This is a genomic window from Lysinibacter sp. HNR, from assembly GCF_029760935.1.
In the GTDB taxonomy this organism is placed as follows: Bacteria; Actinomycetota; Actinomycetes; order Actinomycetales; family Microbacteriaceae; genus HNR.
This window is the reverse complement of the sequence record NZ_CP121684.1, coordinates 1,709,948-1,736,852: the sequence shown is the minus strand read 5'-3', so window position 1 is coordinate 1,736,852 and position 26,905 is coordinate 1,709,948. Positions and strand designations below refer to the sequence as shown.

At 55.4% G+C, this 26,905-nt stretch carries 19 protein-coding genes and 2 tRNA genes; 14 read left to right on the top strand and 7 right to left on the bottom strand.

The annotated features are described in order from the left end of the window. Positions 1-75 precede the first annotated feature (75 nt). Complete coding sequence (locus tag FrondiHNR_RS07825; RefSeq protein ID WP_279352225.1) at positions 76-1,536, bottom strand: DEAD/DEAH box helicase; 1,461 nt, start codon at positions 1,534-1,536, stop codon at positions 76-78. A 132-nt stretch (positions 1,537-1,668) separates the two neighbouring features. On the opposite strand from FrondiHNR_RS07825, the gene FrondiHNR_RS07820 reads away from it, so the two are divergent. Continuing rightward, positions 1,669-2,388, top strand: coding sequence for a ferritin-like fold-containing protein (locus FrondiHNR_RS07820; protein ID WP_279352224.1), 720 nt, complete (start codon positions 1,669-1,671; stop codon positions 2,386-2,388). Between the two features lie 35 nt (positions 2,389-2,423). On the opposite strand, the gene FrondiHNR_RS07815 is transcribed toward FrondiHNR_RS07820, so the two are convergent. Together FrondiHNR_RS07815 and FrondiHNR_RS07810 are read right to left on the bottom strand one after the other, a co-directional pair. Continuing rightward, positions 2,424-2,714: a hypothetical protein gene (locus FrondiHNR_RS07815; protein WP_279352223.1), complete on the bottom strand. Its 291-nt coding sequence runs from the start codon at positions 2,712-2,714 to the stop codon at positions 2,424-2,426. A gap of 3 nt (positions 2,715-2,717) precedes the next feature. Beyond that, positions 2,718-2,942, bottom strand: a complete 225-nt coding sequence (locus FrondiHNR_RS07810; protein ID WP_279352222.1) for a DUF3107 domain-containing protein — start codon at positions 2,940-2,942, stop codon at positions 2,718-2,720. A gap of 54 nt (positions 2,943-2,996) precedes the next feature. On the opposite strand from FrondiHNR_RS07810, the gene FrondiHNR_RS07805 reads away from it, so the two are divergent. Both FrondiHNR_RS07805 and FrondiHNR_RS07800 read left to right on the top strand, forming a co-directional pair. Continuing rightward, positions 2,997-6,452, top strand: a complete 3,456-nt coding sequence (locus FrondiHNR_RS07805; protein ID WP_279352221.1) for a UrvD/REP family ATP-dependent DNA helicase — start codon at positions 2,997-2,999, stop codon at positions 6,450-6,452. Next, a complete protein-coding gene (locus FrondiHNR_RS07800) occupies positions 6,449-9,760 on the top strand; it encodes an ATP-dependent DNA helicase (protein WP_279352220.1) in 3,312 nt (1,103 codons plus the stop codon). The genes FrondiHNR_RS07805 and FrondiHNR_RS07800 overlap by 4 nt, the downstream gene beginning before the upstream one ends. A gap of 87 nt (positions 9,761-9,847) precedes the next feature. Here the strand turns inward: FrondiHNR_RS07800 and FrondiHNR_RS07795 are convergent, their stop codons facing one another. After that, positions 9,848-10,996 carry a phosphotransferase gene (locus FrondiHNR_RS07795; protein WP_279352219.1) on the bottom strand — a complete coding sequence of 383 codons (1,149 nt, stop codon included), beginning with the start codon at positions 10,994-10,996 and terminating at the stop codon, positions 9,848-9,850. A gap of 84 nt (positions 10,997-11,080) precedes the next feature. Here FrondiHNR_RS07795 and nudC point away from each other — a divergent pair, with 84 nt between their 5' ends. From nudC to FrondiHNR_RS07770, 5 genes are all read left to right on the top strand, one after another. Then, positions 11,081-11,998 (top strand): NAD(+) diphosphatase, encoded by a 918-nt coding sequence (nudC, locus tag FrondiHNR_RS07790; protein ID WP_279352218.1) that lies wholly within the window; start codon positions 11,081-11,083, stop codon positions 11,996-11,998. Continuing rightward, positions 11,995-13,680, top strand: coding sequence for an ATP-dependent helicase (locus FrondiHNR_RS07785; RefSeq protein WP_279352217.1), 1,686 nt, complete (start codon positions 11,995-11,997; stop codon positions 13,678-13,680). Before nudC ends, FrondiHNR_RS07785 begins: the two co-directional genes overlap by 4 nt. 646 nt (positions 13,681-14,326) lie before the next feature. Then, positions 14,327-14,575, top strand: a complete 249-nt coding sequence (locus tag FrondiHNR_RS07780; protein ID WP_279352216.1) for a hypothetical protein — start codon at positions 14,327-14,329, stop codon at positions 14,573-14,575. A gap of 48 nt (positions 14,576-14,623) precedes the next feature. After that, the gene (locus FrondiHNR_RS07775; protein WP_279352215.1) at positions 14,624-14,836 is read left to right on the top strand and encodes a hypothetical protein; all 213 of its coding nucleotides are present in this window, start codon (positions 14,624-14,626) and stop codon (positions 14,834-14,836) included. 66 nt (positions 14,837-14,902) lie between these two features. Then, entirely contained in the window at positions 14,903-15,598 is a 696-nt protein-coding gene (locus tag FrondiHNR_RS07770) for a hypothetical protein (protein WP_279352214.1), read from the top strand. 669 nt (positions 15,599-16,267) lie between these two features. On the opposite strand, the gene FrondiHNR_RS07765 is transcribed toward FrondiHNR_RS07770, so the two are convergent. Further along, positions 16,268-16,341: transfer RNA gene (locus FrondiHNR_RS07765), tRNA-Gly, on the bottom strand. Between the two features lie 249 nt (positions 16,342-16,590). Between FrondiHNR_RS07765 and FrondiHNR_RS07760 the strand changes: the two genes are divergently transcribed. The 6 genes from FrondiHNR_RS07760 to FrondiHNR_RS07735 all read left to right on the top strand — a co-directional run bounded on the left by FrondiHNR_RS07760 (position 16,591) and on the right by FrondiHNR_RS07735 (position 23,635). Next, positions 16,591-16,664 (top strand) — tRNA-Pro (locus FrondiHNR_RS07760). 63 nt (positions 16,665-16,727) lie between these two features. Then, a complete protein-coding gene (tig, locus tag FrondiHNR_RS07755; RefSeq protein ID WP_279352213.1) occupies positions 16,728-18,194 on the top strand; it encodes a trigger factor in 1,467 nt (488 codons plus the stop codon). 402 nt (positions 18,195-18,596) lie between these two features. After that, complete coding sequence (locus FrondiHNR_RS07750; RefSeq protein ID WP_279352212.1) at positions 18,597-19,229, top strand: ATP-dependent Clp protease proteolytic subunit; 633 nt, start codon at positions 18,597-18,599, stop codon at positions 19,227-19,229. A 26-nt stretch (positions 19,230-19,255) separates the two neighbouring features. After that, positions 19,256-19,924, top strand: coding sequence for an ATP-dependent Clp protease proteolytic subunit (locus FrondiHNR_RS07745; protein ID WP_279352211.1), 669 nt, complete (start codon positions 19,256-19,258; stop codon positions 19,922-19,924). A gap of 158 nt (positions 19,925-20,082) precedes the next feature. Beyond that, positions 20,083-21,360, top strand: coding sequence for an ATP-dependent Clp protease ATP-binding subunit ClpX (clpX, locus tag FrondiHNR_RS07740; protein WP_279352210.1), 1,278 nt, complete (start codon positions 20,083-20,085; stop codon positions 21,358-21,360). Positions 21,361-21,760: 400 nt separating this feature from the next. Continuing rightward, entirely contained in the window at positions 21,761-23,635 is a 1,875-nt protein-coding gene (locus FrondiHNR_RS07735; RefSeq protein ID WP_279352209.1) for an APC family permease, read from the top strand. Between the two features lie 161 nt (positions 23,636-23,796). On the opposite strand, the gene FrondiHNR_RS07730 is transcribed toward FrondiHNR_RS07735, so the two are convergent. Together FrondiHNR_RS07730 and valS are read right to left on the bottom strand one after the other, a co-directional pair. After that, a complete protein-coding gene (locus FrondiHNR_RS07730; protein ID WP_279352208.1) occupies positions 23,797-24,075 on the bottom strand; it encodes a hypothetical protein in 279 nt (92 codons plus the stop codon). A 35-nt stretch (positions 24,076-24,110) separates the two neighbouring features. Then, positions 24,111-26,729, bottom strand: coding sequence for a valine--tRNA ligase (gene valS, locus FrondiHNR_RS07725; protein ID WP_279352207.1), 2,619 nt, complete (start codon positions 26,727-26,729; stop codon positions 24,111-24,113). Positions 26,730-26,905: the final 176 nt, after the last annotated feature.

Below are 26,905 nucleotides of genomic sequence, written 5' to 3'. Positions count from 1 at the left end.
GAGGGGCGCTGGAGTGAAGATTACATTTGCTTGTGTATCGCCTGGGCCTCGGGGAACGCACCCACGACGGGGAGCTTATTCGGCGGGGGATGCAGAGCCCTCTGCCGTGCCGTGGTGTCGGCGACGGCGACGGCGTACACGAGGTTGCTGAGCTGTGGTCGCTGGATCGTCTTGTGATGCTGAGTTAGACCCCTGCGAGGGTTCGCTCTTCTGTGTGCGTGAACGGTTGGTTCCCGAGTTTTTCGGGTCTCTGGAGGTGCCTCTCGATTCGCCTTGTTTGGGATTCGTGCGCTGTAATCCGCTGCGGCGACGTGAGTTTTCGCGCGGCGCAGGTTCCTGCGAGGCGGGCGGCTTGAGTCGTCCGGTAGCGCTTTCGGGAATATTGAGATCGCTGTAGAGGTGAGGCGACGAAGAGTAGGTTTCAACGGGCTCCGGCTGGTTGAACTCGAGTGCCTTATTAATGAGCGCCCACTTGTGAAGATCTTCCCAATCCACAAAGGTTACGGCGATTCCGGTGCGTCCAGCACGTCCGGTGCGTCCGACCCGGTGGAGATAGGTTTTCTCATCCTCGGGAATAGTGTGATTGATCACATGGGTAACGTCGTCTACGTCGATTCCGCGAGCGGCGACGTCGGTGGCGATAAGAACGTCTTTCTTACCCGATTTAAACGCCTGCATTGCGCGCTCACGCTGTTCTTGATTGAGATCACCGTGCACGGCTGCCGCGTTAAACCCTCGGTCGTTAAGCTCGTCAACAAGCTTGGCTGCCGCCCGTTTGGTGCGGGTGAAGACGACTGTTTTACCCCGTCCCTCAGCCATAAGGATGCGAGCAATGACCTCGTCCTTATCGAGCTGGTGGGCGCGATAGACAAGGTGCTGAATATTGGCTTGGGTGAGCCCCTCCTCGGGGTTGGTTGCCCGGATATGAACCGGTTTAGACATGAAGCGACGGGCCAGCGCGATGATCGGTCCGGGCATGGTGGCAGAGAAAAGCATTGTGTGGCGGCGATCCGCCGGGACCTGGGAGAATAATTTTTCAATATCGGGAAGGAAGCCGAGATCAAGCATTTTATCGGCCTCGTCGAGAACCATTTCGCGCACACCGCTCAGGTTAAGTAGCCGCTGACCCACCAGGTCAAGCAGTCGACCCGGTGTACCCACAACAATCTGTGCGCCGGCTTTGAGCTGTTCAACCTGGCCCTCGTAGGCTTTTCCACCATAAATTGACGCAATGGCAACCTGGCGGTTGGAGGCGGCGAGAATTAGATCCTCTGTCACCTGCATGGCCAATTCGCGGGTGGGAACCACCACGAGGGCCCGCACTCCGGGTTCGGGTGTTGCACCGATGCGCTGGAACAGGGGGAGGCCAAAGGCAAACGTTTTACCGGTTCCGGTTTTTGCCTCGCCAATAATGTCTTGACCAGCAAGGGCTAACGGAATTGTTTGTTCTTGGATGGGGAAAGCATCAACGATACCTGTGCTGGCGAGGGCAGCAACAATGTCCTGCTCAATGCCAAGTTCTGAGAAAGTAGTCACTCTAAAATGCCTATTCGATTATTTTTTGGCTACGCCGTTTTTGTCTCGGGCGTAGAGTGGTCGCTCCATCGGCGGTACACATTCCTTTCCAGTGTAGTTCTCCCTTCCTGTGAGAGCCGGTAAACTGAGAAGGTGTTTTCTTGGTTTCGTAAGCGGCGTTCGACGCCCACCGCAGCTCATCGCTTGCGGTCTCGCGACGAAATTAGTGCTGCTGCGAAGGTCGATCTCGCTGAATTAGCCCCAGGAATTATCCCGTACCTTGGGCTAGTTTCCTACCTGCAATTGGAGATCTACGAGGCAGCGTCGCGTGCCGTGGCTGATGCCCCCGATCTGGTTGCCAAGGAGGTTTTAAGCAACGCTGCGGGCCTTTCGCTCAATAAATACAAGGAGTTTGCTGCGGAGCTTCGTCGGCGGCAAAGAGACCCGGCTACGGTTATGGAGCCGTACTCGCACTCAATTAATCGCTACACTGATCGGGTCAGTCCTGCAAATTGGAATGAGCTTTTACTGCTTGTTTATCTGTGCGGTGGATTTTTTGAGGATTTCTTTTCGCAATTGGCGCGAGGACTCGATGATAAATACGGTGACAGCGCGGCGGAGATTCTTAGTTCCGATTCCGGAAGGTCTGAGGTGGCGATGCTTCTGGAGCGTGCAATTCGCGATAACCCCAAGAATGGTGATCGCTTAGCCCTGTGGGGGCGGAGGCTCGTGGGGGACTCGCTCCTGGTGGCCCGTTCAACGCTTGTATTGAGTGACAATTCGGATGACGACGAGAAGAAGATCGAACCGGTATTTACCGAACTTATCTCAACCCACATTAAAAGAATGGATGCCCTGGGCCTCACCGCGTAGATGCTACCCGGGCATCCAATGTCACAGTACTACTATTAAGCCCTTGAGAGTTCCAGGTGGCGCGTTTCGTCGTGGGCAAGGCGCAGCCGCGGAACAACAATTCCGTAGGCGGTGCAGGCTCCTGCCGTGATCACCGGGGTGATGGCCCAGATCCAGAACCCGTCCCAGGGCATTCCTGCAACGGTGAGAAGAACCCAGACCGCTGATGCGACGGCTGCACCAAGTCCCAGTTGCGCCCCTACCCCATAGGTGTGGCGTCCGGGAATAAAGTAACGAGCCGCTAACCCGATAACAAGACCGATGACAACGATAAAGATGAGTTCCACGGGTTACCCCACAAACCCGACCCTGCGGGCGGTATCATTACCGATCTCGACATAGGCGATTGAGCCGGTGTGAACCAGGTAGATACGCCCCTTGGAATCTGTGAGTCGAACTACGGGTTTGCCCGCCTCCAGGGCAGTATTGATGGTTGCCTCAAAACTTTCGGCGGACTCGTCTGTCTCGAAGGAGATTTCACGAGGAGTGTTAATGATGCCAATACGGATTTCCACGGGATGCCTTTCGTAGCGTGTACGCAGTGACACAGATGATGAAGCGCTGTGCCTATGACTAGGGTACGCGACAATCACCGTCAAGCTAAATACGTTGCGGAGGTTGTGATGGGTAGCATTGAGAGCATGGCCGAAAGAAGCGAAGAACCGTCTGAGTGGGATGTCTCCCAACAGGCGGCTCTGGGCCTGCAAAATGGGCAGCACGGGGTGATAGTCGGGGCTCCGGGCTCGGGCAAAACCGAGATACTGCTGAGGCTTTACGCTGACCGCGTATTGCGTGATGGTCTCTCTCCCGACCAGATCACAGTGCTCTCTCCCACTCGGCTCAGCGCTACACACCTCCGTGCCACTCTTGATGCACGTTTAAAGCAGCCGAGCACTGGGGCCCGAGCACGAACTTCCACCTCTCTTGCGGTACAAATGGTCACCACCGCGCGCTCTCTTGCTGGGCAAAAACCCCCTCGGTTACTCACCGGTGCCAGCCAAGATCAGCTCATCGAGAGCCTGTTGGCAACAGAGCAGGTTCTGGCACTTCCCTGGCCCGGAGAGCTTACCCCCGATGTGAGGGCGCTACGCGGATTTCGTAACCAATTGCGTGAGTTGATTCGTGTGTGTGTTGACTACCGCATTACAACGCAAGAACTCTTAGCTCTCGGCAACGCGCATAACCGCCCCGAGTGGGTGGCGTGTGCACAATTGATGCCTCTCTACTGGGAGGCTGCGGCGGAACGACACCCCGGTGAGCTTGACCTGAGTCAGTTTCACCGAGCCGCCGCCGACCTGCTTGATTCCGTCACGACGGGCGTGGATCGTGCCAGCATCCTGGGTGAGGCAGCCAGACTGCAAACCATATTTATTGATGATGCGCACGAACTCACCCGATCATCCATTGAGCTTCTTGCGGCTTTTGCCAGACGCGGCGTTAGCATTGTTGCGGCGGGAGACCCCGACATCACCACGGGGGCTTTCCAGGGAGCCGAGCCCGAATTCCTTGCACAGATGAAAAACTTTGTTGCGGATCAGAGAGTGCATACGTTTGAACTGATGAGTGTCTACCGGCACGGTTCCACGATTCGGGAGCTTATTCAACGGGTAAGCGGAGCCATCGGCGCGGCCGGATGGGGCATTCAGCGAGCTGCTCCTGCGGTTCGTGAAGAGTCCCAAGAAAACAACAGTGTGCTCCTGGGAACCGTGCCTTCAGGTTCCCAGGAAGCCGCGGCCATAGCCCGATTACTGAGAGAACAGCACCTGGGAGCGGGTTCGCTCCCTGAGAACCCAGAGCCTCTTGAGTGGTCAAAGATGGCGGTAATCTGCCGAAGCCGAGGTCAGGCCGCTGCGTTGGCCGAAGCGCTCGTGGCACTTGATGTTCCCACCTCCGTTACGGCGGGTGGTACAGTTTTGCGAGACCACACCATTGTGCGCGACCTGGTCTTTGTATCCTCCATTGCCCTGGGAGAAACTAAGCTGGACTCAGAGTCACTGGCGCGTTTATTGCGCGGGCCCCTGTGCGGTCTTGACCACATTGCCCTGCGTCGTTTGCGAGCGGCGCTCCTGCACGAAGAACGCATGCAGCAAAAGGTGTCTCCACACGAAGAGGACGCACCCTCCGTCGAGCCGGCAGAAGGCGCGGAATCGCCGGTGTCCTCACGCGAAGAGGACGCACGGCGGGAGCGGGTCTTTACCGCGCAGATCCGCTCCGCCGACGAGCTCCTGTTGGAGGCATTTCTCGACCCGCAGGGCTTTCTGACCATCGATACCGAAGCCGCCCGACGCGCAGAAAAACTACAGAAGATTATGAGAGCAACGCGTTTAGTTGCGCACGAGGGCAGCATAGAAGAGATTCTCTGGGCGGCCTGGGATGCCTCTCAGCTTTCCCGTGTGTGGGAGAAACAGGCACTGGGCTCCACGGGAATTGTTGCGGACGAGGCAAATCGTTCGTTAGATGCTGTTGTGGCCCTCTTTTTTGCAGCTCAGCGCTACGAGGAGCGTTCTCCCGGGAGTGATCCGCGTGCGTTTATTACGCTCCTTATGTCGAGCGATCTTCCCGAGGACACCCTCGCCCCGAGGGCCAGGCAGGACTGTGTGACGGTCACCACGCCCAACGGTGTGATCGGTCGTAGCTTTGACCTGGTTATCGTGTCGGGGGTGCAGGAGGGGGTGTGGCCCAATCTGCGACTGCGCGGATCTCTCCTGGCGGTCACCTCCCTCATTGAGCTGTGTGAGCGGGGGGTCACCGGTACGGGGCACTCTCCGACGGGCAACGGATCCGTTCCCGTTGTCGACGCCACGAGCACCGACACTCACAACAGGCGAACGGTTCTGCACGATGAGCTCAGGATGTTTAACCAGGCGCTTTCTCGCGCAACCTCACGAGTGGTCATCGTTGCGGTCGATAACGAAGACTCCTTTCCCTCGCGATTTTTCAATCTGGTTCCCGGAGAAGGCCCACAGCAGCTTCCCAGCGGTACCCTGAGCCTTCGGGGAATGGTGGGCACTCTGCGCAGCAACCTTGAGGCTCAGCTAGTGAACTCCCGTAAGGACTCAGAAATGGCCGGGTCCCAGGATGTCTCAGGAGAGGCAGAGTCTCGCGATTTTCAGGTCTCCGCGGCCGCGCTCGCACTGCTCTCCCGCCACGGCATTGCGGGTGCACACCCGGAAGAGTGGTACGGAATTCTTCCTCCGAGCAGCAACACACCGCTTGTAGACCTCACCGACGAGAGCAGTGTTGTGTCGGTGAGCCCGTCCCGTTTGGAGACCCTAGAAAACTGTGAGCTCGACTGGGCTATCGGGTTCCTTGGAGGAGGTGACACCAGTGCTGTTGCCGGATTGGGCACGCTTGTACATCGAGCACTGGAGCATGAGCAGACCCCCAATGTTTCGGCGCTTATGGTTCAGGTCGATGCGGGTTGGAACGCTCTTTCGTTTGATGCCGAGTGGGAAGAACGGCGTATGCACGAGCGGGCGCGTCAGATGGTGGTTCGTCTTGTTGAATACCTGGGAGCGTTTGAGCGGGCACACGGGCGACTCCTCACCGCGGAACAGTCTTTTCGTGTTATCTCGGAGCGGGTGCGGCTTAGCGGTGCCATCGACAGGATTGAAATCTACCCCCCTGACCCACAGGAAGAATCAGATATGTTCTCCGGAAGAGTTGTGATTGTTGACCTTAAAACGGGAAATCCGGGGGTCACCGCCAAGACGGTGGGGGAGAACGCGCAGCTCTCTGCGTATCAGTTGGCGCTGGAGTCGGGAGCCCTGGAGGGAATCCCCGCACAGGCAACCTCTGGTGGGGCAAAGCTCATCGTGGTGTCGCCCGATTTGGCAACGTATAAGTCCGTTGAACAGGCCCCGCTTAGCCCGCAAGAGCTCAGTGCGTTTCGCGGACGGCTGGCATCCGCGGCCGAGCGCATGGCGGGAGCATCTTTTCACGCCAATATCGCCCGCCACTGTAGCAATCCGCATAATTTCGGTCTCTGTACCCTTCACACCGTGAGGGCGGTGAGCTTTCGATGACGGTGAACGCCCACGAGATTGCGGATGCTCTGGGCCTGCCCAGGCCCACCCCTCAGCAGGTGCGCGTGATTGAGTCCGATCCTCGTACGCCCACGCTTGTGATTGCCGGTGCCGGAAGCGGTAAAACCGAAACCATGGCCAATCGGGTTTTGTGGCTTGTAGCGAATAAACTGGTGCAGCCGTCAGAGGTTCTGGGCCTCACGTTCACTCGCAAGGCGGCAGGCGAGCTTGACGAGCGCATCACCAAGCGGCTTGATCAGCTTGTTGCCCACGGCCTGGCGTCCGCGCGCGGCGACGACCTCCTCGATCAGCCCACCGTCTCCACCTATAACTCTTTTGCTAGTTCCATTGTGAGCGAGCGCAGTCTTTTGGTGGGGCGTGAGCCAGACTCCACGGTGATTGATGAGTCTACCGCCTGGCGTCTTGCTCGCCAGACTGTTGTCGCAAGTGAGGATACCCGTTTGGTATCGCTCGATCGGAGCGTGGGACGTATTACAGACGCCGTTCTTCACCTGGAAAGAGCGATGCGTGAGAACCTGTGTACTGCAGAGCAAATTCTTGACATTGCAACCGAATTTGAGCGGTTGCTCGACCTCCCCATCAGTGAAACCGGTTCTAAGAAAACCCCCTACGCCTCGGTGGTAACCGCCGTTGGTGAGGTGTCGGCTCTACACCCTCTGGTGGCGCTTGCCGAACGCTATACGGAGGAGAAACGACGGCGCGGTTTCTTGGAGTTTTCCGATCAAGTCGCGCTGGCGCTTGAGGTGTGCCGCCGTTCGAAGGCAACCGTTTCCGACTACCGGGCCAGGCATCGGGTGATTCTGCTTGATGAGTACCAGGATACCTCGGTGGTTCAGACCTGGTTGTTGGCAGAACTCTTTGCAAACCACGGGGTCATGGCGGTGGGAGACCCGCACCAGTCCATTTACGGTTGGAGAGGAGCAAGCTCAGACAACCTCAACACCTTTAGTACCCAGTTTGCGCGCGGGAACTCTCGGATTCTGAGCCTGTCAACTAGCTGGCGGAACTCCCGCGCTGTTCTTGACGTGGCAAATCACCTGGTTACACCGCTCACACAGAAGTCTCGTGTCCCGGTTGAAACTCTCTCCGCGCGACCGGAGGCCCCCGCCGGATTGGTTCAGACGGTGTATCCCGAAACTATCGAGGATGAAGCCACTGCAGTGGCTCGCTGGATGGCGGATCAAATCGCCCGGGCCACCCCGCAATCCCCGGTGTCTGGAGCGGTTATCTGCCGCAACCGCTCCATTATGTCCCAGTTTTCAGATGCACTTACGCGCGAAGGGGTACCCAATCGTATCCTGGGGCTCGGGGGGCTTCTGAGTAGCCCCGAGGTGGTAGATATCGTTTCGATGCTTCGCACTGTGTGGTTTACGGATGCAAACTCCGCCCTGATCAGAACCCTGAGCGGTCCTCGCTGGAGAATTGGTGTGAGCGATCTGGCCGCTCTGCACTCCGCCGCGCGGTGGCTTGTTGCGCACGATTGGAAGCTTACTCCGCTCAGCGCGGAGCAGCAGCGGATCAGGCGGGAGTCACTCGCACCAGAAGACAGCGCATCCCTTATTGATGCGCTTGATGCGGTGGCTGCTGCAACTGATGATAAGCACGAGATGCTTCGTGGTTTTAGCCGGGAAGGGCTTCGTCGGATACGGGAGGCGGGAGAGGTCATCGCCACCATTCGGTCACGAACCTCCCTCAGCATCGCAGACCTGGTGCGCATCGTTGAAGTTGAATTGCGTTTGGACACCGAGGTTATGGCGGTAACCGGTCATGTGGGGGCCACGGGGGTGGATGTTAAGGAAGCGCAGAAGCACGCGCGTCGCAATCTGGATGCCCTCTACGATGTTATTGCCAACTTTGTGGCTACTAATGAAGACAGCACCCTGCCGAGTTTTTTGTCTTGGTTGGATCACGCAGAACGGCAGGACAGCTTTGCGGCCAGACCGGAAGCTCCCGACCCCAACGCGGTGCAACTGATCACTGCTCACGGTGCAAAAGGGCTCGAGTGGGATGTTGTGGCGGTTCCGCGCCTGTGTGAGGGTGACTTTCCCTCTCCCTCACGCTCGGGTGCGGGATGGCTTCGAATTGGCCAGCTTCCCGATGAGCTTAAGGGTGATGCCGCCTCGCTGCCCTCACTTCCCTGGAGGGAAGTGCACACTCAGAAGGAATTTAACGATCTGTTGACAGAGTACAAAAATCAGGCCAGAGAGCGGCAGGAAGGTGAGGAGCGCCGTCTAATCTATGTTGCTACCACCCGGGCGCGGGAGAGGCTGTTGCTCTCCGGTTCCTTCTGGGCGGAACAAACCAGGCCCAGAAGTCCGAGTCGCTTCCTGACGGAGCTTGTGCAGGCTGGGCTGGTCGCAGAGGTGCCGGAATCTTCCGAGTACAGAGAGAACCCGTTGAACAGCACGCAGGCCTCATTTGAGTGGCCGGGGGATCCCCTTGGATCTCGGCGGCCTGTTGTGGAAGATGCTTCTGCGATGGTAACCCAGCTGCGAGATTCACTATCCGCAGAGCAGCTTATGCGACTAATCACCCCCGACATTCGTAACGATTTAATACTGCTGCTTGAGGAACGGCAGCGGGAGAACACCCGGGGAGAAGGTGCGCTGCTTCCCCAGAGAATCACCGCTTCCGGATTTAAGGATTTTATTTCCAATCCCGATGAGATTGTGCGCCGTATGCGTCGCCCCGTTCCTCAAAAGCCTTTTGCGCAGACCCGGTTGGGAACCCAGTTTCACGAGTGGGTTGAACAGAGATACGCCACTCCGCGAGGAAGCGCTATCCCCCTTCTTGATGACGTTTTTTCTCCGTTTATCGATCCAGAACACGATATTGATGGTGAAGCGAGCGGTGCTGCAGACGGTTCCCACGAGGGAGGGTCGATAACGTTAGCTCAGCTTCAGGCCACGTTCGAAGCCTCGGAGTGGGGCGATCGGCAGCCCGTTGAGGTGGAGCGGGAGATACACATTCCCTTTGCGGGTCGCACCCTCGTGTGTAAAATCGACGCGGTCTACTCGCAGAATATAGAGGGGGTGGAGCATTTTGAGATTGTTGATTGGAAAACGGGACGGGCTCCTCGCACCGAAGCGGAAATAGCTGAGCGTCAACTACAGCTTGCGCTCTATCGTGTTGCCTATGCCACATGGAAAAACATCGAGTTGGATCGGGTCAGCGTGGCTCTGTACTATGTTGCAGAGAACACAATTATCCGTCCGACTTCTCTGCCTTCCCTGGAGCAGATGGAGAGCATATGGTTTGCGGCGGTTTCGAGTCAGAACCAGATGTGATCTCTTTGTGGCGACCTCAAGACAGAAGCGGGCTGGGGCTTTGTGCGGCGGTGTGTGCTTAGTCGGCCAGCGTTCGGTGCTGCGCCCCTATGTGAGTCGCTCTACCGGAACGGTCTCGTGCTCGCCCGCGGGGGACTGCGGGGTGGCGTTGTTCTTTTCTTCGGCAAAATCATCCTCAACCTCGGCCCGAGCCTCCAACTCTCCGTCATCAAGGATTCCCTCGGCGTCAGGCTCGACGCGCATCGACACGTTTGCGGGTACCCGCCCGAGCAGGTCCTGAACTTCGGTAACACTCATCGAGTGGGTATCGGGATCGAGGGAGTGGTCTCCGGTAATACGGTCTACCAGCGTTGCAAACATTGCCACTGCGTCGTCAATGATTTCCTGATCGTGGATGTCTTTACCGTGAAGCAGCCACTTGGCCACTTCTAGCTCTGTATAAAACTCGATGCGTCTCAGGAGGTCGGCGGGGTTTGCGAGGTCACGCAATTGCGCGTATCTGTTGATAACTGCGGCTAGCGTGTGTGCCGGTGCACTGGTGAGCCAGCAAAAGTCGAGGGCGGGATCCGATACACGAAGCCCCGACCAGCCAAGAACTGCGGAAATCTCTGACTCTTCGTTAAGTAGTAGCGATTCGGCCGAGAGCGTTCCATTGATAACTGTTGTGCTGAACTGCCACAACTGGCGGTCTTTCATAACATTTTTCCAGCGATTCAGAACGCTTGTGGGGACGAGCCTAGTTGCTTCTGCACGGGCAAGAAGGCGGGATATCTCCTCGTGGACGTCCGCAGAACTCTGCACGGGAAGCCCCGCGTCCAGGACAAGCTTGCTGGGGAGTCGGTGGATAGCAGCCGTGGTAACGGCGATAGAGGGAACCAGGGTGGAGTCATCCGTGATCTGGTTTTCTCGAACCTTGTAACCGGGTAGGTATGTGTAAACGATGGAACGGGTATTCTTAGCCCGCGTCTGTCCCAGAGCCTCTGTGATGCGGAAGGGGAGGCTTTGGCGGGCACCCGAGGTGAGTGCGGCCAGACCCAGAAGATCGGCAGACTGCTGTGTCTCTGCCGTCTGTGAGGTGGGGATTCGGATGATTACTTCTTCCCCGTTTGCGACACTGAGAACGGCGGAAAGGTAGTCTCCCTCCCCATGGTAGGTGTGTTCGCGAACCTGAGTAACATCAAGGTTTGGTACAGCAGAGGTCGCAAGCGCGGCTAGAGTGAGATGTGAGCGAACCATGTAATCAAGACTAACCCGTGCTGTGTGAACTTGGCCGTAAGCCGCAGCAGAAAAACCGATGAAAACAAGAGATGGAGGGGGCACGTGGTTAAACCTCATCATTCGCATCCTCTTTTTTCGTTATCGCAGCATAATCGTGATGCCGCTACGCGGGAAGACCCGCAGCTGCTGGCGGGCGCCCATAACCATCCTGATGCGCGTTTCTTGGTGCTGTCCCGTGGAAGGGTTCTTATTGTCGCATCCGACATGGAGCCTCCCGCGATTAAGTTTTTGTCGGCATCTCAGCTACCGAGCGAGGGGGAGGACTTCTACCTGGGGCGTGTGGCGGGTGCGAGGGGTGTTCGTACAATACCCGTTTTTGTGAGGGCGCTCGACGGGGAGGATTCACCGGGTCTTATCTTTGCCTCGGCTCGCGACGTCATGAAGCATCTTTCGTCAGAGCACTCTGATCTGTTGGTTCAGGCTTTAGCCGTTGCGCGCTGGCACGAGGACTATAGGTTCTCGCCAACCACTGGACGAGTTACTGTCACGGATCACGGTGGGTGGATGCGTTATGATCCCGAATCGGGTGAAGAATTTTTTCCGCGTATCGATCCGGCCGTGATTGTGCTGGTTCGCGACTCAAATGATCGTATTTTGCTCGGGTCGAATGTGCTCTGGGAGGTAGAACGATACTCGTTACTTGCGGGATTTGTAGAAGCGGGAGAATCGCTTGAAGACGCTGTGCTTCGTGAGGTGTTTGAGGAGTCTGGTATCCGCGTGGTAAACCCGCGATACCGTGCTTCACAGCCCTGGCCGTTTCCTCGTTCCCTCATGCTGGGCTTTGAAGCGACAATTGCCCCCGATCAAGATCCGAATGATGCCGTACCTGATGGAAAAGAGATCGCCGAGCTGCGCTGGGTGAGCCGGGACGATGTGCGTGCGATTCCTGCCACTATTAAGCTGCCGGGTGTTTCATCTATTGCCAGACGGCTGATTGATGATTGGCTTGCAGAAGCATGACCGATATTCCAGTGTTATTGCAGGGGCTTGATGAAGAGCAGCGCCGTGCCGCGATGGCTTTGCGTGGCCCGCTGGTTATCTTGGCGGGTGCGGGCACGGGTAAGACCCGTACGATTACTCACCGCATCGCCTACGGCGTTGCGAGTGGAGCCTATTCGGCGCAACGTGTGATGGCGCTCACCTTTACCGATCGGGCTGCAGGTGAGCTTCGTGTCCGTCTGCGACAATTGGGTGCCAGCGGGGTGTCCGCACGAACGTTTCACTCGGCGGCCCTCTCCCAGCTCAGTTTTTTTTGGCCCCAGGTCGTCGGCGGGACTGCTCCGAGCCTACTCACGGGTAAGGGGAGAAATCTCGGGCAGGCTGCAGAGCAATTGCACCTTCCGGTTGACGCCGAGTCTTTGCGAGATGTGGCGTCGGAGATTGAGTGGCGCAAGGTTAATATGCTCTCGCCCGCTCAATATGAGCGAGCCCTAGTCACTCGGGCAAAGCCGAGTGGACTGAGCCAACAGCAACTTCTCGAGCTCATGGACTGCTACGAGCGACTCAAGGATGAGCGACGTCAGATCGATTTTGAAGACGTCCTGATGCTTACCCTGGGCATGTTCGAGAACGAACCTCGGGTTGCTTTGCAAGTGAGGGAACAGTACCGTCATTTTGTTGTGGATGAGTATCAGGATGTCTCGCCCCTGCAACACGCTCTGCTCTCGGCTTGGGTAGGTGATCGCCGTGACCTCTGTGTGGTGGGTGATGCGAGTCAAACCATCTACTCGTTTGCAGGTGCGTCAAGTGAATACCTGCTTCAGTTCGGTGTGACCTATCCTGACTCTACCGTGGTTAGGCTCGAGCAAAACTACCGTTCACAGGCTCCTATCGTTTCTACGGCAAACTCTCTGATGAAAAACCAGAGGGGCGCTCTGCGCTTGAGACCCGCAACGGAGCAACAGCAGGGGGGAGCGGTACCCACGGTGAGCGTTGCGGCGGATGACCAATCCGAAGCGGAGAACGTGGCTAATGCGATTGCGGTGCAAATAGAGAGCGGTGTTTCTGCTCGTGATATCGCGGTTTTGTTTCGGCTTAATGTTCAGTCTTTTCTCTTGGAAACCGCCCTCGCACGCAGGGGGATCAGCTATCAGGTTCGGGGTGCTGGGCGGTTTTTTGAGCGGACGGTTGTTAAACAGGCCGTTCACGCTATCAGGGCGGCCGCGCTTGTAGCTGTGAGCGAACCCCTGTTTCAGACGGTTAGTGATGTGCTTCGTTCGCTGGGGTGGACGCAGGAGCCGCCGACTGAAGCGGGGGCAGTGCGTGAGCGCTGGGACGCTCTGAGCGCTCTGATGGCCCTGGTGGATGAGGCACCCCAGAACACCACACTGCGAGCTTTTAGCGATGACCTTCTAGAGCGTCAAAACACGCAGCACGAACCAGTGTTAGACGCTGTAACCCTGGCTACAATCCATACGGCTAAGGGGTTGGAGTGGGAGTACGTTTATGTGCCGGGTGTGAGTGAAGGGTTGCTCCCTATTTCGTATGCGGAAACCCCGGAGGCGGTGGAGGAGGAGCGGCGACTCCTCTACGTTGCTATCACACGAGCCCGCACCGGGCTTGCTCTGTCCTGGGCAAAGCGTGGCGCTCGTGATCGATCTAGGAGCCCGTCACGGTTTTTGAGTGATCTGAATTTAGAATAGTCTGCTTCCTGCTCACGGGTATGGAGTAGTCTCAGTCGTCGGCTTATGGTCCCACAAATATGGTCCACTGGGGTTTAATAAGTGTTTTGTTGCATTTTAAACACTTTTTTTATCGATAGGTTGGCGAGGGATTCACTGAAGTAAAACTGATTATGTATCAAAGTTTATTTAATTAGTATCTTTCTTGTCATATTGTTATCTATAATTTCCGATAGTGGTTAAGAACTTAAAATTTATTTAAGGAGAATTACTGTGAGTCCTGCACCTGGCTTTGTCCATAACGTTCAGCGCGTTCTCTCCTTTGGTTTTATCTCGGTGATAGGACTTTCCCAAGCCCCTATTTCTGCACCATTCCCTAAAAACTCTGAAGCGAGTTTTGCAAGCCTTTCCGCTCTTCCTCTGGTGATCTTAGGGTCGCAAAAGTATTCTCAAAATGATGATTCCTGTAGTGCTTTCTCTCAGGGAGTCGTTCTGAGGGCGCGGTACAAAGCTGGACCTCAAGGTCTTTACGCATCCAAGCCTGGGCTGACTTGCAACCCGGTTAGTGCAAATCCGAGTTTCCCTGCGGATGGTGGGCCCAGTCAAGGACCCCAGGGCGCTCAAGGTGTCCAAGGTGCAGAGGGTTTGCGAGGCTTAAGCCTAGAGGGTGTCGCTGGTGCTCGGGGCTTCCAGGGTGCTAGTGGTGCCGCTGGCCCCCAGGGTGCTAACGGTTCTGCTGGTGTTCAGGGTTCGATTGGTCCTCAGGGTGTTCAGGGCGTTCAGGGCGTTCAGGGTGCTGATGGTGCTGACGGTGCGCAGGGTTCGATTGGTGCGCAGGGTTCGATTGGTGCGCAGGGTTCGATTGGTGCGCAGGGTTCGATTGGTGCGCAGGGTTCGATTGGTGCGCAGGGTTTGATTGGTGCACAGGGTGCTGACGGTCCTCAAGGTGTTCAGGGTTTGATTGGTGCACAGGGTGCTGATGGTGTTCAGGGTGCTGACGGTGCACAGGGTGCTGATGGTCCTCAGGGTGTTCAGGGTGCTGACGGTGCACAGGGTGCTGATGGTCCTCAGGGTGTTCAGGGTGCTGACGGTGCACAGGGTGTTCAGGGTGCTGACGGTGCACAGGGTGTTCAGGGTGCTGATGGTGCACAGGGTGTTCAGGGTGTTCAGGGTTTGATTGGTGCACAGGGTGCTGACGGTCCTCAAGGTGTTCAGGGTGCTGACGGTGTTCAGGGTTTGATTGGTGCACAGGGTGCTGATGGTGCACAGGGTGCTGATGGTGCACAGGGTGCTGATGGTGCACAGGGTGCTGATGGTGCACAGGGTGCTGATGGTCCTCAGGGTGTTCAGGGTGCTGATGGTCCTCAGGGTGCTGACGGTGCACAGGGTGCTGATGGTCCTCAGGGTGTTCAGGGTGCTGACGGTGCACAGGGTGCTGATGGTCCTCAGGGTGTTCAGGGTGCTGATGGTCCTCAGGGTGTTCAGGGTGCTGACGGTGCACAGGGTGCTGATGGTCCTCAGGGTGTTCAGGGCGCTGACGGTGTTCAGGGTGCTGATGGTGCTGACGGTGTTCAGGGTGCTGATGGTCCTCAGGGTGTTCAGGGTGCGACTGGTGTTCAGGGTGCGACTGGTGTTCAGGGTGCGACTGGTGTTCAGGGTGCGACTGGTGTTCAGGGTGCGACTGGTGCGCAGGGCGTTCAGGGTGCGCGAGGTTTTCAGGGTGCACAGGGCGGGCGAGGTCTTTCGGGTCCTCAAGGTTCTAGCGGTCCCCAAGGCTTTCAGGGTGCCAGTGGTGCTGCTGGTGTCGATGGTGCTCAGGGCGCCAGCGGTACTGATGGTGCCAGCGGTCCTCAAGGTTTCCAAGGTGTTCAAGGTGTTCAAGGCGCCACAGGTGCCCAGGGTCCTCAGGGTGCCCAGGGTGCTCAAGGTGGGGCGTTAGCGTATGCGAGATTCTCAAACTCCACCGAGCAAAGTGGTGTTCTTGCAAACACCGCTATAGCATTTACAACTACTGACGCTACTGTTGGTGCAGATATTCAGAATACTTCCGGAAGTATAGTGTTGCAGCCTGGAACCTATTCGCTCACAGGCTCCCTTGGTACCGTAGCATCGAGTGATGCTGCATGGATACTTTATGGGTTTTATAATGTGACGAGCGGTTTATGGATTGGTCAGGGCGGACATAGTTCGTCGGGAGGCGCAGAGAGTATGGTTGCGTCGTCATATACTTCTGCATCGGCCGCGATTACGGTAGAGACCGCCACTACAATACAGCTAAGGGTCAACAATAGCTCGTTTGAGTCAACAGCGTTTTCGGTCAATAGTTCTGGAGATTTCACGTCTCAGGTGTTGGGCGCTTCGTGGGTGACGATAGAGAGGGTGCAGTAATGAGGACTCATATTTGCCGCTCACTCTTAGGCCCTCGTTCGATGATCAACATGCTTTCGAGCCTAACCACGTAGGATGACATATAAGCGCTGCGGTGAACGAAAAGCCGCGCCCATCTTCGCCAGAGCTGCAAGTGCGAAGAAAAACCTGAGACAGCTTGTGGTTCACACTGAACTATCGCAGGCTGCATGATAGGCCACATTCGAGTTTTAAAGTTATTTGGAGGGGATGACGGGAATCGAACCCGCATCATTAGTTTGGAAGACTAAGGCTTTACCACTAAGCTACATCCCCGGAAGGTGTCTGTCTGCAGTAACAACCGCAGCAGATATTTAGCATAGTACAGATTGTACCTCCAATGCACCTTTTGGTGTGACGTCCGGGCGCGTCTCCTTATTTTTTCAGTGTTTTTTGCGTACTTTATGTGAAAGTGTCGGCAGAGCGTAAAAATCTCGGTTAGACTTGCGGAGGTTATTCTGCTTTATTTCAACTTTTAGTTGATTCCCCATAATTGGCAATAACCCACGGATTGTAAGAACATTCCGGGGCGTAGCTCAGCTTGGTAGAGCGCTCGTTTTGGGGGCGAGAGGTCGCAGGTTCAAATCCTGTCGCCCCGACAAATAATCTAAACCCCACGAATATAGCGGCTCCGGTCGCTCAATTTAAGGAAGAATCACACAGTGTCCACAACAACCGTAGAGAAGATCAACCCCACGCGGATCAAACTGGTGGTAACGGTTACAGCTGAAGAGCTTGAACCCTACCTCAAAAAAGCCTACCAAACCGTTTCTGAGCAGATCAGTATTCCGGGCTTCCGCAAGGGTAAAGTTCCCGCGGCGGTCATCGATCAGCGAGTGGGTAAGCCTGCCGTTATTGAGCAGGCGGTTAACGACTCTCTCGACTCCTTCTATCGTGCTGCTATTGAGAGTCAAGATGCTCGTCCCATGGGGCGCCCCAGTGCCGATGTCACTGAGTGGTTTGAAGATATGAAGAATCTCTCGGGTACGTTGACCCTGGCGTTTGAGGTTGAGGTTCGTCCAGAGTTTACGATTCCTGAGTTCGAGGGGCTTGAACTCACCGTTGAGGATGCTGAGCTTGACCAAGATGCCGTGCAAACCGAGCTGGATGAGCTCCGTTCTCGCTTCGGCACGCTTGTTACGGTTGATAGGCCTGCCACCACGGGTGATTTTGTCCAGATTGATCTGGTTGCAAAGATCGATGGTAAAGAGGTCGACACCGCGTCAGGTATCTCCTACGAGCTTGGCTCTGGGGACCTGGTGGAGGGTATTGATGAGGCGCTTGAGTCGCTTACCGCCGACGAAACCACCACGTTTGAGTCAAAACTGCTCGGCGGTGAACGCGAGGGTGAGAATGCTGAGATCACGGTAACCGTTACCAGTGTGAAAGAACGTGAGCTTCCTGAAGCAAACGACGACTTTGCACAGATCGCTAGTGAGTTCGATACTATCGACGAGCTTATGAAGAGCCTTGAAGAACGGGTTAACAAGCAGGCTGTCTTTACGCAAGGGCGTCAAGCACGGGACGCTTTTGTTGACCTTCTAATCGAGAAAGCAGAGATACCCGTCTCCGCGGAGATCATTGAGGAAGAAGTTCACCGCCACCTGGAGAGCGAGGGGCGTCTTGAAGACAAGGAGCACCGTGCAGAGGTAACGGAGTCCAGCACAAAATCACTGCAAACTCAACTACTGCTCGACGCAATTGTCGAACGCGAGAACATTCAGGCAACGCAGAATGAGCTCACACAGTACATCGTTTCGTCTGCTGCGCAATACGGTATGGAGCCGGGGCAGTTTATTCAGGCTCTTGAGCAGCAGGGACAGATCCCGGTTATTGTGGCTGAAGTCGCACGCAATAAGGCGCTGGCTATCGCCCTGGGCAAGGCTGTGGTTAAGGATAAGTCGGGCAATCTGGTTGACCTTGGTGAGTTTACAGCGGTGGAAGAGAACGAAACCGCTGAGGACGCTTCTTCAGAGGTGACCGAGGATGCTCCCGCAGAAGCAGCCGAGAAGAAAGCCCCCGCTAAAAAAGCTGCTGCCAAGAAGCCTGCGGCAAAAAAACCGGCGGCTAAGAAGGCTACGACCAAGAAGTCCAAGACAGAAGATTCTTCTCAGGACACAGCCGAGTAGGTTCCTGCTCTAGCGTTTGGGGCGCGTTTTCTTTCTGAAGAGAACGCGCCCTTTCGTTTTACGTTTTCTCCTCAAAGCCTCTCAACTATTGACAGGTTGTGATTATTATCGTGGACGGCGGTGAGAAGGTCGCCCCTTATGTTTACGGGTGCTTTTATGGGTTACCCCTCACAATGCACAGGCCCGTGATGATTTCTCTTAGGGCGAAAGGTGTTCTCGGGGTGAGGAGTATGGGGGAGAGATGCCACTCTTTACGCGGGATTTGCCCGCTTATAACATGCGTCATGAGATGAAATATTTCAGGGGGATCTGTGTTATCCGCTGATTTTGGTTTGCCCTGAGCGAACTCGTGAGAATAGGGACGTTGAACCCTATAGATTCGATTCAAGTCCACTAAGTGAAATGGAGTCCACAATGAGCGAAACTAAAATGCCCAACAGTGTTTTCGATCGGCTGCTCAAAGATCGTATTATCTGGCTTGGCTCCGAGGTGCGTGACGATAATGCGAACGAGATCTGTGCGAAGATCCTGTTGTTGGCTGCGGAAGACCCCAAGAGCGATATTTATCTATACGTGAACTCACCCGGTGGATCTATTACCGCTGGAATGGCGATTTATGACACCATGCAGTTTGTCCCCAACGACATTGTCACGGTGGGAATCGGAATGGCCGCGTCGATGGGTCAGTTCCTTCTTACCGCGGGAACTAAGGGTAAGCGTTACATCACGCCCAACGCCCGAGTGCTGCTGCACCAGCCCCACGGTGGATTTGGTGGAACCGCAAGCGATATTCAAACTCAGGCGCAGCTCATCGTCTCGATGAAAAACCGCCTGGCAGAGATTACGGCGACGCAGACCGGTAAAACGGTTGAACAAATCAATGCTGACGGTGATCGTGATCGCTGGTTTACCGCTCAGGAAGCTTTGGAATACGGATTTGTTGATCATATTCGTGACTCCGCAAGTGATGTTATTGGTGGTGGCGGTACCGATAAGGATGACACCTCGTCTTCACGCTCTACCTCAGCCAAATAATCGCCGAGAGAAAATAGGATACTCATATGAAAACCCCACAGTTTGGCGGAACGGCTTTCTCCGGTATGGAGGCTCCCGGTTCTCGTTATGTTCTTCCCACTTTTGAAGAGCGCACGGCTTACGGATACAAACGTCAAGATCCGTATGCAAAGCTCTTTGAAGACCGCATCATTTTTCTTGGTGTTCAGGTTGATGACGCTTCAGCAGATGATGTTATGGCTCAGCTTCTGGTGCTGGAAAGCCAGGACCCCGAGCGTGATATTACAATGTACATTAACTCACCGGGTGGTTCCTTTACAGCTATGACCGCTATTTACGACACCATGCAGTATATTCGCCCGGACGTGCAGACGGTGTGCCTGGGACAGGCTGCCTCCGCCGCTGCGGTGCTCCTGGCGGGTGGTGCCCCGGGTAAACGTCTTGCGCTTCCTAACGCCCGTATTCTGATTCATCAGCCCGCTATGGGTGAGGCCGGACACGGTCAGGCATCAGACATTGAGATTCAGGCCGCAGAGATTATGCGTATGCGCACCTGGCTTGAGACAACCTTGTCGCTGCACTCCAACCAGTCCGTTGAGCAGGTGAACAAAGATATCGATCGGGATAAGATTTTGAGCGCTGAGGAGGCTCAGAAATACGGTTTGATCGATCAGGTTCTCACCAGCCGCAAAGCCGTTTCTTCCCTGAATAACTAAGGAATCCGGGCTGCTCGGACGAGGAAATGCCACGAGCGTAACCTCGTCCGAGTGGCCCGTGGACCCTCAAATTGCGGCGTTGCGCCCGGTAGTGTCAGTGGTAGAGACTAGGCTCGTAGATAGAATACGTTGAAAATATTCTTGGGAGAGGAAACCCGATGGCACGGATAGGCGAAAGCGCCGACCTATTAAAGTGTTCCTTTTGCGGAAAGAGTCAAAAGCAGGTTCAGCAGCTTATAGCTGGTCCCGGCGTTTACATCTGTGATGAGTGCGTTGAACTCTGCAACGAGATCATCGAAGAACGCATGGCGGAAGATGGCGAGGCCGCAGAGGCGGAGTTTGAGCTTCCTCGTCCGCGAGAGATTTTTGATTTCCTCGAGGAATACATCATCGGGCAAGAACCTGCAAAGCGTTCTCTGGCCGTTGCCGTCTATAACCACTACAAGAGAATCCGGGCGCTCGGTTCACTCACCAGTGCAGATTCCCTGGCGGATGAGGTTGAGATTGCCAAGTCAAATATTTTGCTTGTTGGCCCAACCGGTTGTGGCAAAACCTATCTCGCTCAGACCCTAGCCAAAAAACTCAACGTTCCTTTTGCTGTGGCTGATGCCACCTCGCTTACAGAGGCTGGGTATGTGGGCGAAGACGTTGAGAACATTCTCCTTAAGCTCATCTCTGCCGCTGACTACGATGTCAAGCGGGCCGAGACAGGCATTATCTATATAGACGAGATCGACAAGATTGCCCGCAAGGCAGAAAATCCCTCGATCACGCGTGATGTTTCAGGAGAGGGGGTGCAGCAAGCACTTCTCAAAATTCTTGAGGGAACCGTTGCCTCAGTTCCTCCCCAGGGTGGACGTAAACATCCCAACCAAGAGTTCATCCAGATTGACACCACCAACGTGCTTTTTATAGTCGCCGGGGCATTTGCTGGACTCGAGGAGATTATCTCAGAGCGCGTGGGCAAAAAAGGCATTGGGTTTGGTGCACCTCTCCACACCAAGGGAGACAATATCAATCTTTTCAGCGATGTGCTTCCTGAAGATTTGCACCGGTTCGGACTCATACCGGAGTTCATTGGACGCCTTCCGGTTGTGACCAATGTGACTCCGCTAGACCAAGAGGCCCTTATGCAGATTTTGACCGAGCCTAAAAACGCTCTGGTCAAGCAGTATCAGCGTATTTTTGAACTCGATAACGTCGCACTCGAGTTTGAGCCTGATGCTCTTGAAACCATTGCGGATTTGGCTGTTGAGCGCAAAACTGGTGCGCGGGGACTCCGCGCCATTATGGAGGATGTGCTTGGTCCCGTGATGTTTGAAGTTCCCTCCACCGACGAGGTAGAGAAGGTGACCATCACACGGGAGAGCGTCACCGAGGGCAGTATGCCCCTTCTTACGCTTCGTAAGCCACGTCGCGCTGAAAAATCTGCCTAAATAATTGGGACCCCAACCGCTTAGCTGACGTACGCGAGTAGTAACCGTAACGCGGGTTGCCCGCGTTGTGACGACTTGCCTAAAACGAGTTCGATCTTCCCTATATATCGCCCTTGGACGCTTTGGGGATACGATTCCTGTACTCACGTTGGGGTATGAGGCCCCTGCTTCCGTTGATGCACGCTGCAGTAGGGTGAGGAACCCATGCTGGGTGGTTGGGTTTGAGGGAGGCAGCGTCATGATATGGTCGCGTGGCAGATTGTGTTTTGAATACTATTTTCGCTAATAAGAACCTGACCTTAAAATTCTTGAGTACGATAAAGTGTGGGAGAACACAGGCCTATCTAGGTTTTGATTACACCCTTCATGAGCCTTGGACCGTACACAGGGAGAGATAAACGTGAATGAGGAACCACAGAAGCATTCCGTAAAGGTTCCTTCGGCCCGCATCAAACCGGTTAGACGGGTAATGCGGCTTGTCACTGGGAAACCACTACGCACCTCTGATGCTTCCACCGAACAGATCGGAGTTGTTGAAGGTCTTCCTGCCCTATCTCTAGACGCAATTACCTCAGTGGCGTATGGGCCGGAAGCAATTGTTGTGGTTTTGGCTGTTGCTGGTCTAACGGGCTTGCAGTTCATGCTTCCTGTCACCGCTGTTATTGTGCTGCTACTCGTTCTGCTTGTCTTTTCTTATCGCCAGGTGATTAGTGGTTATCCGATGGGTGGTGGCGCCTACGCGGTGTCACGAGACAACTTCGGAAAGTCTGCGTCTCAGGTGGCGGCGGCATCGCTTGTGGTCGATTATGTCCTAACCGTTGCTGTCTCGATTGCTGCAGGAATTGGCGCGCTCACCTCTGCCTTCCCTATACTTACTCCCCATACCGTTCCGCTGAGTCTTCTGATGCTTGCGATCATCACTGCGGTCAATCTGCGCGGATTAGGTACGGCTGCTCGAGCTTTCCTCATCCCCACCGCGATTTTTATTCTCGGGCTTTTTACTGTTGTGATTGTGGGTCTGCTTCATCCGCTGGGGCCCACACCGGAACCGTTCTCCGATCATGCGCTAGGTCAGAATATTGAGACCGTCAGTGTTCTCCTGCTTCTTAAAGCCTTTGCTTCCGGCTGTAGCGCTCTGACCGGCGTAGAGGCAATCGCCAATGGTGTACCCCTGTTTCGAGAACCACGTGTCAAACGGGCACAGCGTACGGAACTTGCCCTTGGTTTTATTCTCGGGGCTCTTCTTCTTGGACTTGCAACTCTCGCGAGCCGTTTTGAGATTGGACCGCAAGAAAACCAAACCGTTCTCAGTCAGATTATGGATGCTTCCGTGGGACGCGGCTGGATATACTATGTTGTAGCAATTGCGATTGTTGTTGAGTTGGGGTTGGCTGCTAATACATCGTTTGGCGGGCTTCCTATTCTCCTGAGCTTGTTGGCCCGGGACAAATATTTGCCCCGCTATTTTTCCCTGCGCAATGATCGGCTGGTGTATTCGCGAGGGGTATGGGTTCTTGCTCTCCTGGCGGGTATCCTCTTGATTGCTGTCTCTGGCAATACAAATAGCCTTATTCCACTGTATGCAATTGGGGTCTTTACCGGATTCACGCTTGCTCAGAGCGGTATGGTCCTGTATTGGCGGAGGCATCGTCCTCCACGGTGGAAAAGACGGGCTCTCCTCAACGGATTAGGTGCATTTCTGACTTTGGTAGCCACCCTGGTATTCATTCTTACTAAGTTCACCGAGGGCGGTTGGGTTGTGGTGGTGACCATTCCACTCTGTGTTGTTTTGTTTCGAGGAGTGGAACGATACTACCAAAATAGGGCTCGAGAACTCGCTGTTAACGACCTTAACGAGCAACAGGCGCCCCGCCACACGGTTGCGGTTGTTCCTGTTATGAGCCCCTCTAGGCTTACCAGAGACGCGCTCACTACAGCACGTTCGTTGGCCGATAAGGTTATTGCCGTTAACGTTATGTTTCCTGAGGACGCTGACAACGCAAGAGAGCTTCAGCAGGAGTGGATCAAGTGGCACTCCGACACGCGCCTTGAAATCTTACGCACGGAGTACCATTCCCTGGAACGTCCGCTAGTGAGGTTCGTGGACTCTCTGGTCGACAATGATGAACGGGTTGTGGTTGTTATACCGGTGCTGATACCACGCCACTGGTACCATCGAATATTTCAAGGGCAGGCAGACTTTACACTCAGCAAGGCGTTTACCCATCGGCCCAATGTTTTGGTCACCCGCAGTTATTTTGATCTTAAAAGCTAGCCAATACCAGAAGTTGTTCACTTGTTCGAGTAGAAGTGGCTGCTTCAACCACGGGGTCACCTCCATCGGCCTAGTTTGTGCCCGCCCTGGAGCCCCCTGCTTTGATACCTGCGCCCGCCGGGACGGTCTGGGGAAGGCCGGAAGGTAAAGTGAGGCCACCTCTACGACATCCAGGAGTCATCGTCCTCTTCGTCATCCTCACCGGAGCTTGTGATGGCTATCGTTCCAGTTGCCGAGACGATCACCCGGGTGCCATCATCAAGTTCGCACACCGGACGACCCTCAAGCCAGGTCAGAGTCCAGAACCAGGGAATACCGTCTGCACTGTCAGGAATCTCAGCACGCCGACTGTGTTCAACAGCACGCACAGCCTCAACAACATCGGCACCAAGGCTGTTTGGCGGGCTCGCGCCAAACAGCCAGCGTGTTCCTAATCGCATCTTTCCGCGGCTCTCTGTGTGAGGAGAAACATTCGCTACCCGTCTGCCACTAGCAGTTCGATTTCGGAGACGGCAAACTCTTCGCCTTCAACCAGCACTAGCTGTGAGATTCTTCCAACGGCTTGCAGGTCAGCCTGCGCCGCCGATACAAGCGCTATTTCCTCGGCCGACCCTGTGATCACAGCTCGACCCACCTCGGTTTTTTGTGAGGCTTTTGCATCAGTTTTTGCCCGGCGAATCCCGATGAGCGCTGCGGAGGCCTGCTCCAAGATGGCGGGGTTGCCGGCTGCAGCAGCCGCCCCCAGCTCGGCCACCGTGGGCCAAGGTGCCAGGTGAACAGAAGCGTCGTTAAACCAGCTCCATGCCTCCTCTGTAGCAAAGGGAATGAAGGGGGCAAAAAGGCGCAGGAGAGCCGACAGAGCTGTGCGTAGCGCGGCAATGGCAGAGGATTGAGCCTCCGAATCTACTTTGCCATCATTTGCATAGGCACGCTCTTTCACCAGCTCAAGATAATCGTCACAGAAGGTCCAGAAGAAACTCTCAACGACCTCAAGAGCCCGGGCATGATCATAGGCGTGAAACGCTCGAGTAGCCTCCTCAAGCACAGTGGCCAGGGACGTAAGCATACTCTTATCAATGGGCTGGGTAACGCGTGCGTCACGAGCTGCAAGATCGATGTTCGCCTGTCGCTCCTCAAAGCCCAGGATGAGCTTGGATGCGTTGAGTACCTTGATAGCGAGGCGTCGTCCGATCTTTACCTGGGTGGGGTTTTGCGGGTCAAAAGCCGCGTCAACTCCGAGTCGCGCGGAGGCGGCCCAGTAGCGGACTGCATCGGCACCGTGCTGCTCGATGATGTCGCGAGGGGTCACAACGTTGCCCTTTGATTTGGACATTTTCTTGCGATCCGGGTCGAGAATCCATCCTGAGATCCCCGTGGTCTTCCACGGTTTGGTGTTGTGCTCCAGAATTGAGCGTAGCATGGTGGAGAAGAGCCAGGTGCGAATGATGTCCTGGCCCTGGGGACGTAGGTCGAAGGGGAACACCAGGTTAAAAAGCTCGGGATCGCGCTCCCACCCTCCGGCAAGCTGGGGCGTAAGTGAGGAGGTTGCCCAGGTATCCATGACATCAACTTCGCCAATGAATCCTCCGGGAGTGTTTCTCTGATTCTCGCTATAGCCCGGTGCGGTGTCGGAGGAGGGGTCGACGGGTAGCGAACTCTCTGATGCCACAATGGGTTTGTCAAAAACGGGATTTCCCTCGGAATCCAGCGGATACCATACGGGAATGGGTACCCCAAAGAAGCGTTGCCGTGAGATAAGCCAGTCTCCCGAGAGACCGTTCACCCAGTTCTCGTAGCGTATCCGCATAAAATCGGGGTGCCACTCAAGGTCGCCGCCCAATTCGAGGAGGCGTGAGCGGAGTGTCTCATTGTGGGCGCCGTTGGTGATGTACCACTGACGAGTGGAGACGATTTCGAGTGGCTTATCGCCCTTTTCGAAAAACTTTACGGGGTGGGTGATGGCCTCCGCTTCGCCGATCATTTCCCCTGACTCCTGGAGCAGTTCAACCATGGTTTTTTTCGCGGAGAATACCGTTTTACCAGCGAGCTGGGCGTATGCGGCCCTGCCCTTCTCACTCGTGATGGCTTCGGGGCTCTCCGCGATGATTCGTCCGTCAAAACCAAGGATCGCCCGGTTGGGGAGTTGAAGTTCACGCCACCATACAACATCGGTTACGTCACCAAAGGTACAGACCATGGCAATTCCCGAACCCTTATCGGGTTGTGCTAGGTGGTGAGCCAAAACAGGAACCTCTACCCCAAAAATCGGTGTGGTTACCGTCGTGCCAAAGAGTGTTTTATAACGCTCGTCGTCCGGGTGTGCGACCAGCGCAACACACGCCGCTAGCAATTCGGGGCGTGTGGTTTGAATGAGAATGTCTTCTCCGCCTGCACGGTGAAAAGCAAGCTTATGGTACGCCCCTGGTTGGTCTCGGTCCTCAAGTTCGGCCTGCGCAACAGCGGTGCGGAAGGTGACATCCCAGAGCGTGGGGGCCATCGCCTGATAAGCTTCACCGCGCTCGATATTGCGGATAAACCCGAGTTGAGATGCGCGGCGCCCGTCATCACCGATGGTGCGATATGACTGTTTCCAGTCAACTGAAAAGCCGAGCGTGCGCCACAGCGATTCAAAATGCTTCTCGTCTTCAACGGTGAGAATTTCACACAGCTCAATAAAGTTGCGGCGAGAGATGGGTACCTGTTCTGAGGCTTTGCTGCTCTTATTGCTGCCACCCTCAAATGGGGGAGTGAAATCTGGATCGTAGGGGAGTGAGGGGTCGCAGCGTACACCGTAGTAGTTTTGCACTCGACGTTCGGTTGGGAGGCCATTATCGTCCCAGCCCATCGGGTAGAACACGTTTTTACCCGTCATGCGTTGGAAACGCGCCACAACATCGGTGTGTGTGTAACTAAAAACGTGTCCTACGTGCAGTGAACCGGATGCGGTAGGAGGGGGAGTGTCGATTGAATAGACACTTTCGCGGTTGGTTTCGTGGCGTTTAAACGAGTAAATGCCCTGTGCGCCCCACTTTGCGTTCCACTTGTCTTCGAGGTCTTCAAGTTTTGGCTTGTCGGGGATGGGGGCGTAGTTCATCGTGAAACTCCAGTTGGTGTGTGCGGCACCGCGTCAATGGGGTATTCCTCAATGCGGATACCCCGAGTGCCTGAGTATAAAACCACACTAGCCTACACATCGTGGCCGTTAAAATCGTACGAACCGGAGTAGCGCCTGTGTGAGGTTGAACTGTTGTGGCACGGTGAACGGCTATC

Coding starts and splice junctions, on each gene's coding strand:
- FrondiHNR_RS07805 (WP_279352221.1), top strand. CDS start 2,997: ATGACTAGGGTACGCGACAATCACCGTCAAGCTAAATACGTTGCGGAG.
- FrondiHNR_RS07800 (WP_279352220.1), top strand. CDS start 6,449: ATGACGGTGAACGCCCACGAGATTGCGGATGCTCTGGGCCTGCCCAGG.
- FrondiHNR_RS07795 (WP_279352219.1), bottom strand. CDS start 10,996: ATGGTTCGCTCACATCTCACTCTAGCCGCGCTTGCGACCTCTGCTGTA.
- FrondiHNR_RS07785 (WP_279352217.1), top strand. CDS start 11,995: ATGACCGATATTCCAGTGTTATTGCAGGGGCTTGATGAAGAGCAGCGC.
- FrondiHNR_RS07750 (WP_279352212.1), top strand. CDS start 18,597: ATGGAGTCCACAATGAGCGAAACTAAAATGCCCAACAGTGTTTTCGAT.
- FrondiHNR_RS07745 (WP_279352211.1), top strand. CDS start 19,256: ATGAAAACCCCACAGTTTGGCGGAACGGCTTTCTCCGGTATGGAGGCT.
- clpX (WP_279352210.1), top strand. CDS start 20,083: ATGGCACGGATAGGCGAAAGCGCCGACCTATTAAAGTGTTCCTTTTGC.
- FrondiHNR_RS07730 (WP_279352208.1), bottom strand. CDS start 24,075: ATGCGATTAGGAACACGCTGGCTGTTTGGCGCGAGCCCGCCAAACAGC.
- valS (WP_279352207.1), bottom strand. CDS start 26,729: ATGAACTACGCCCCCATCCCCGACAAGCCAAAACTTGAAGACCTCGAA.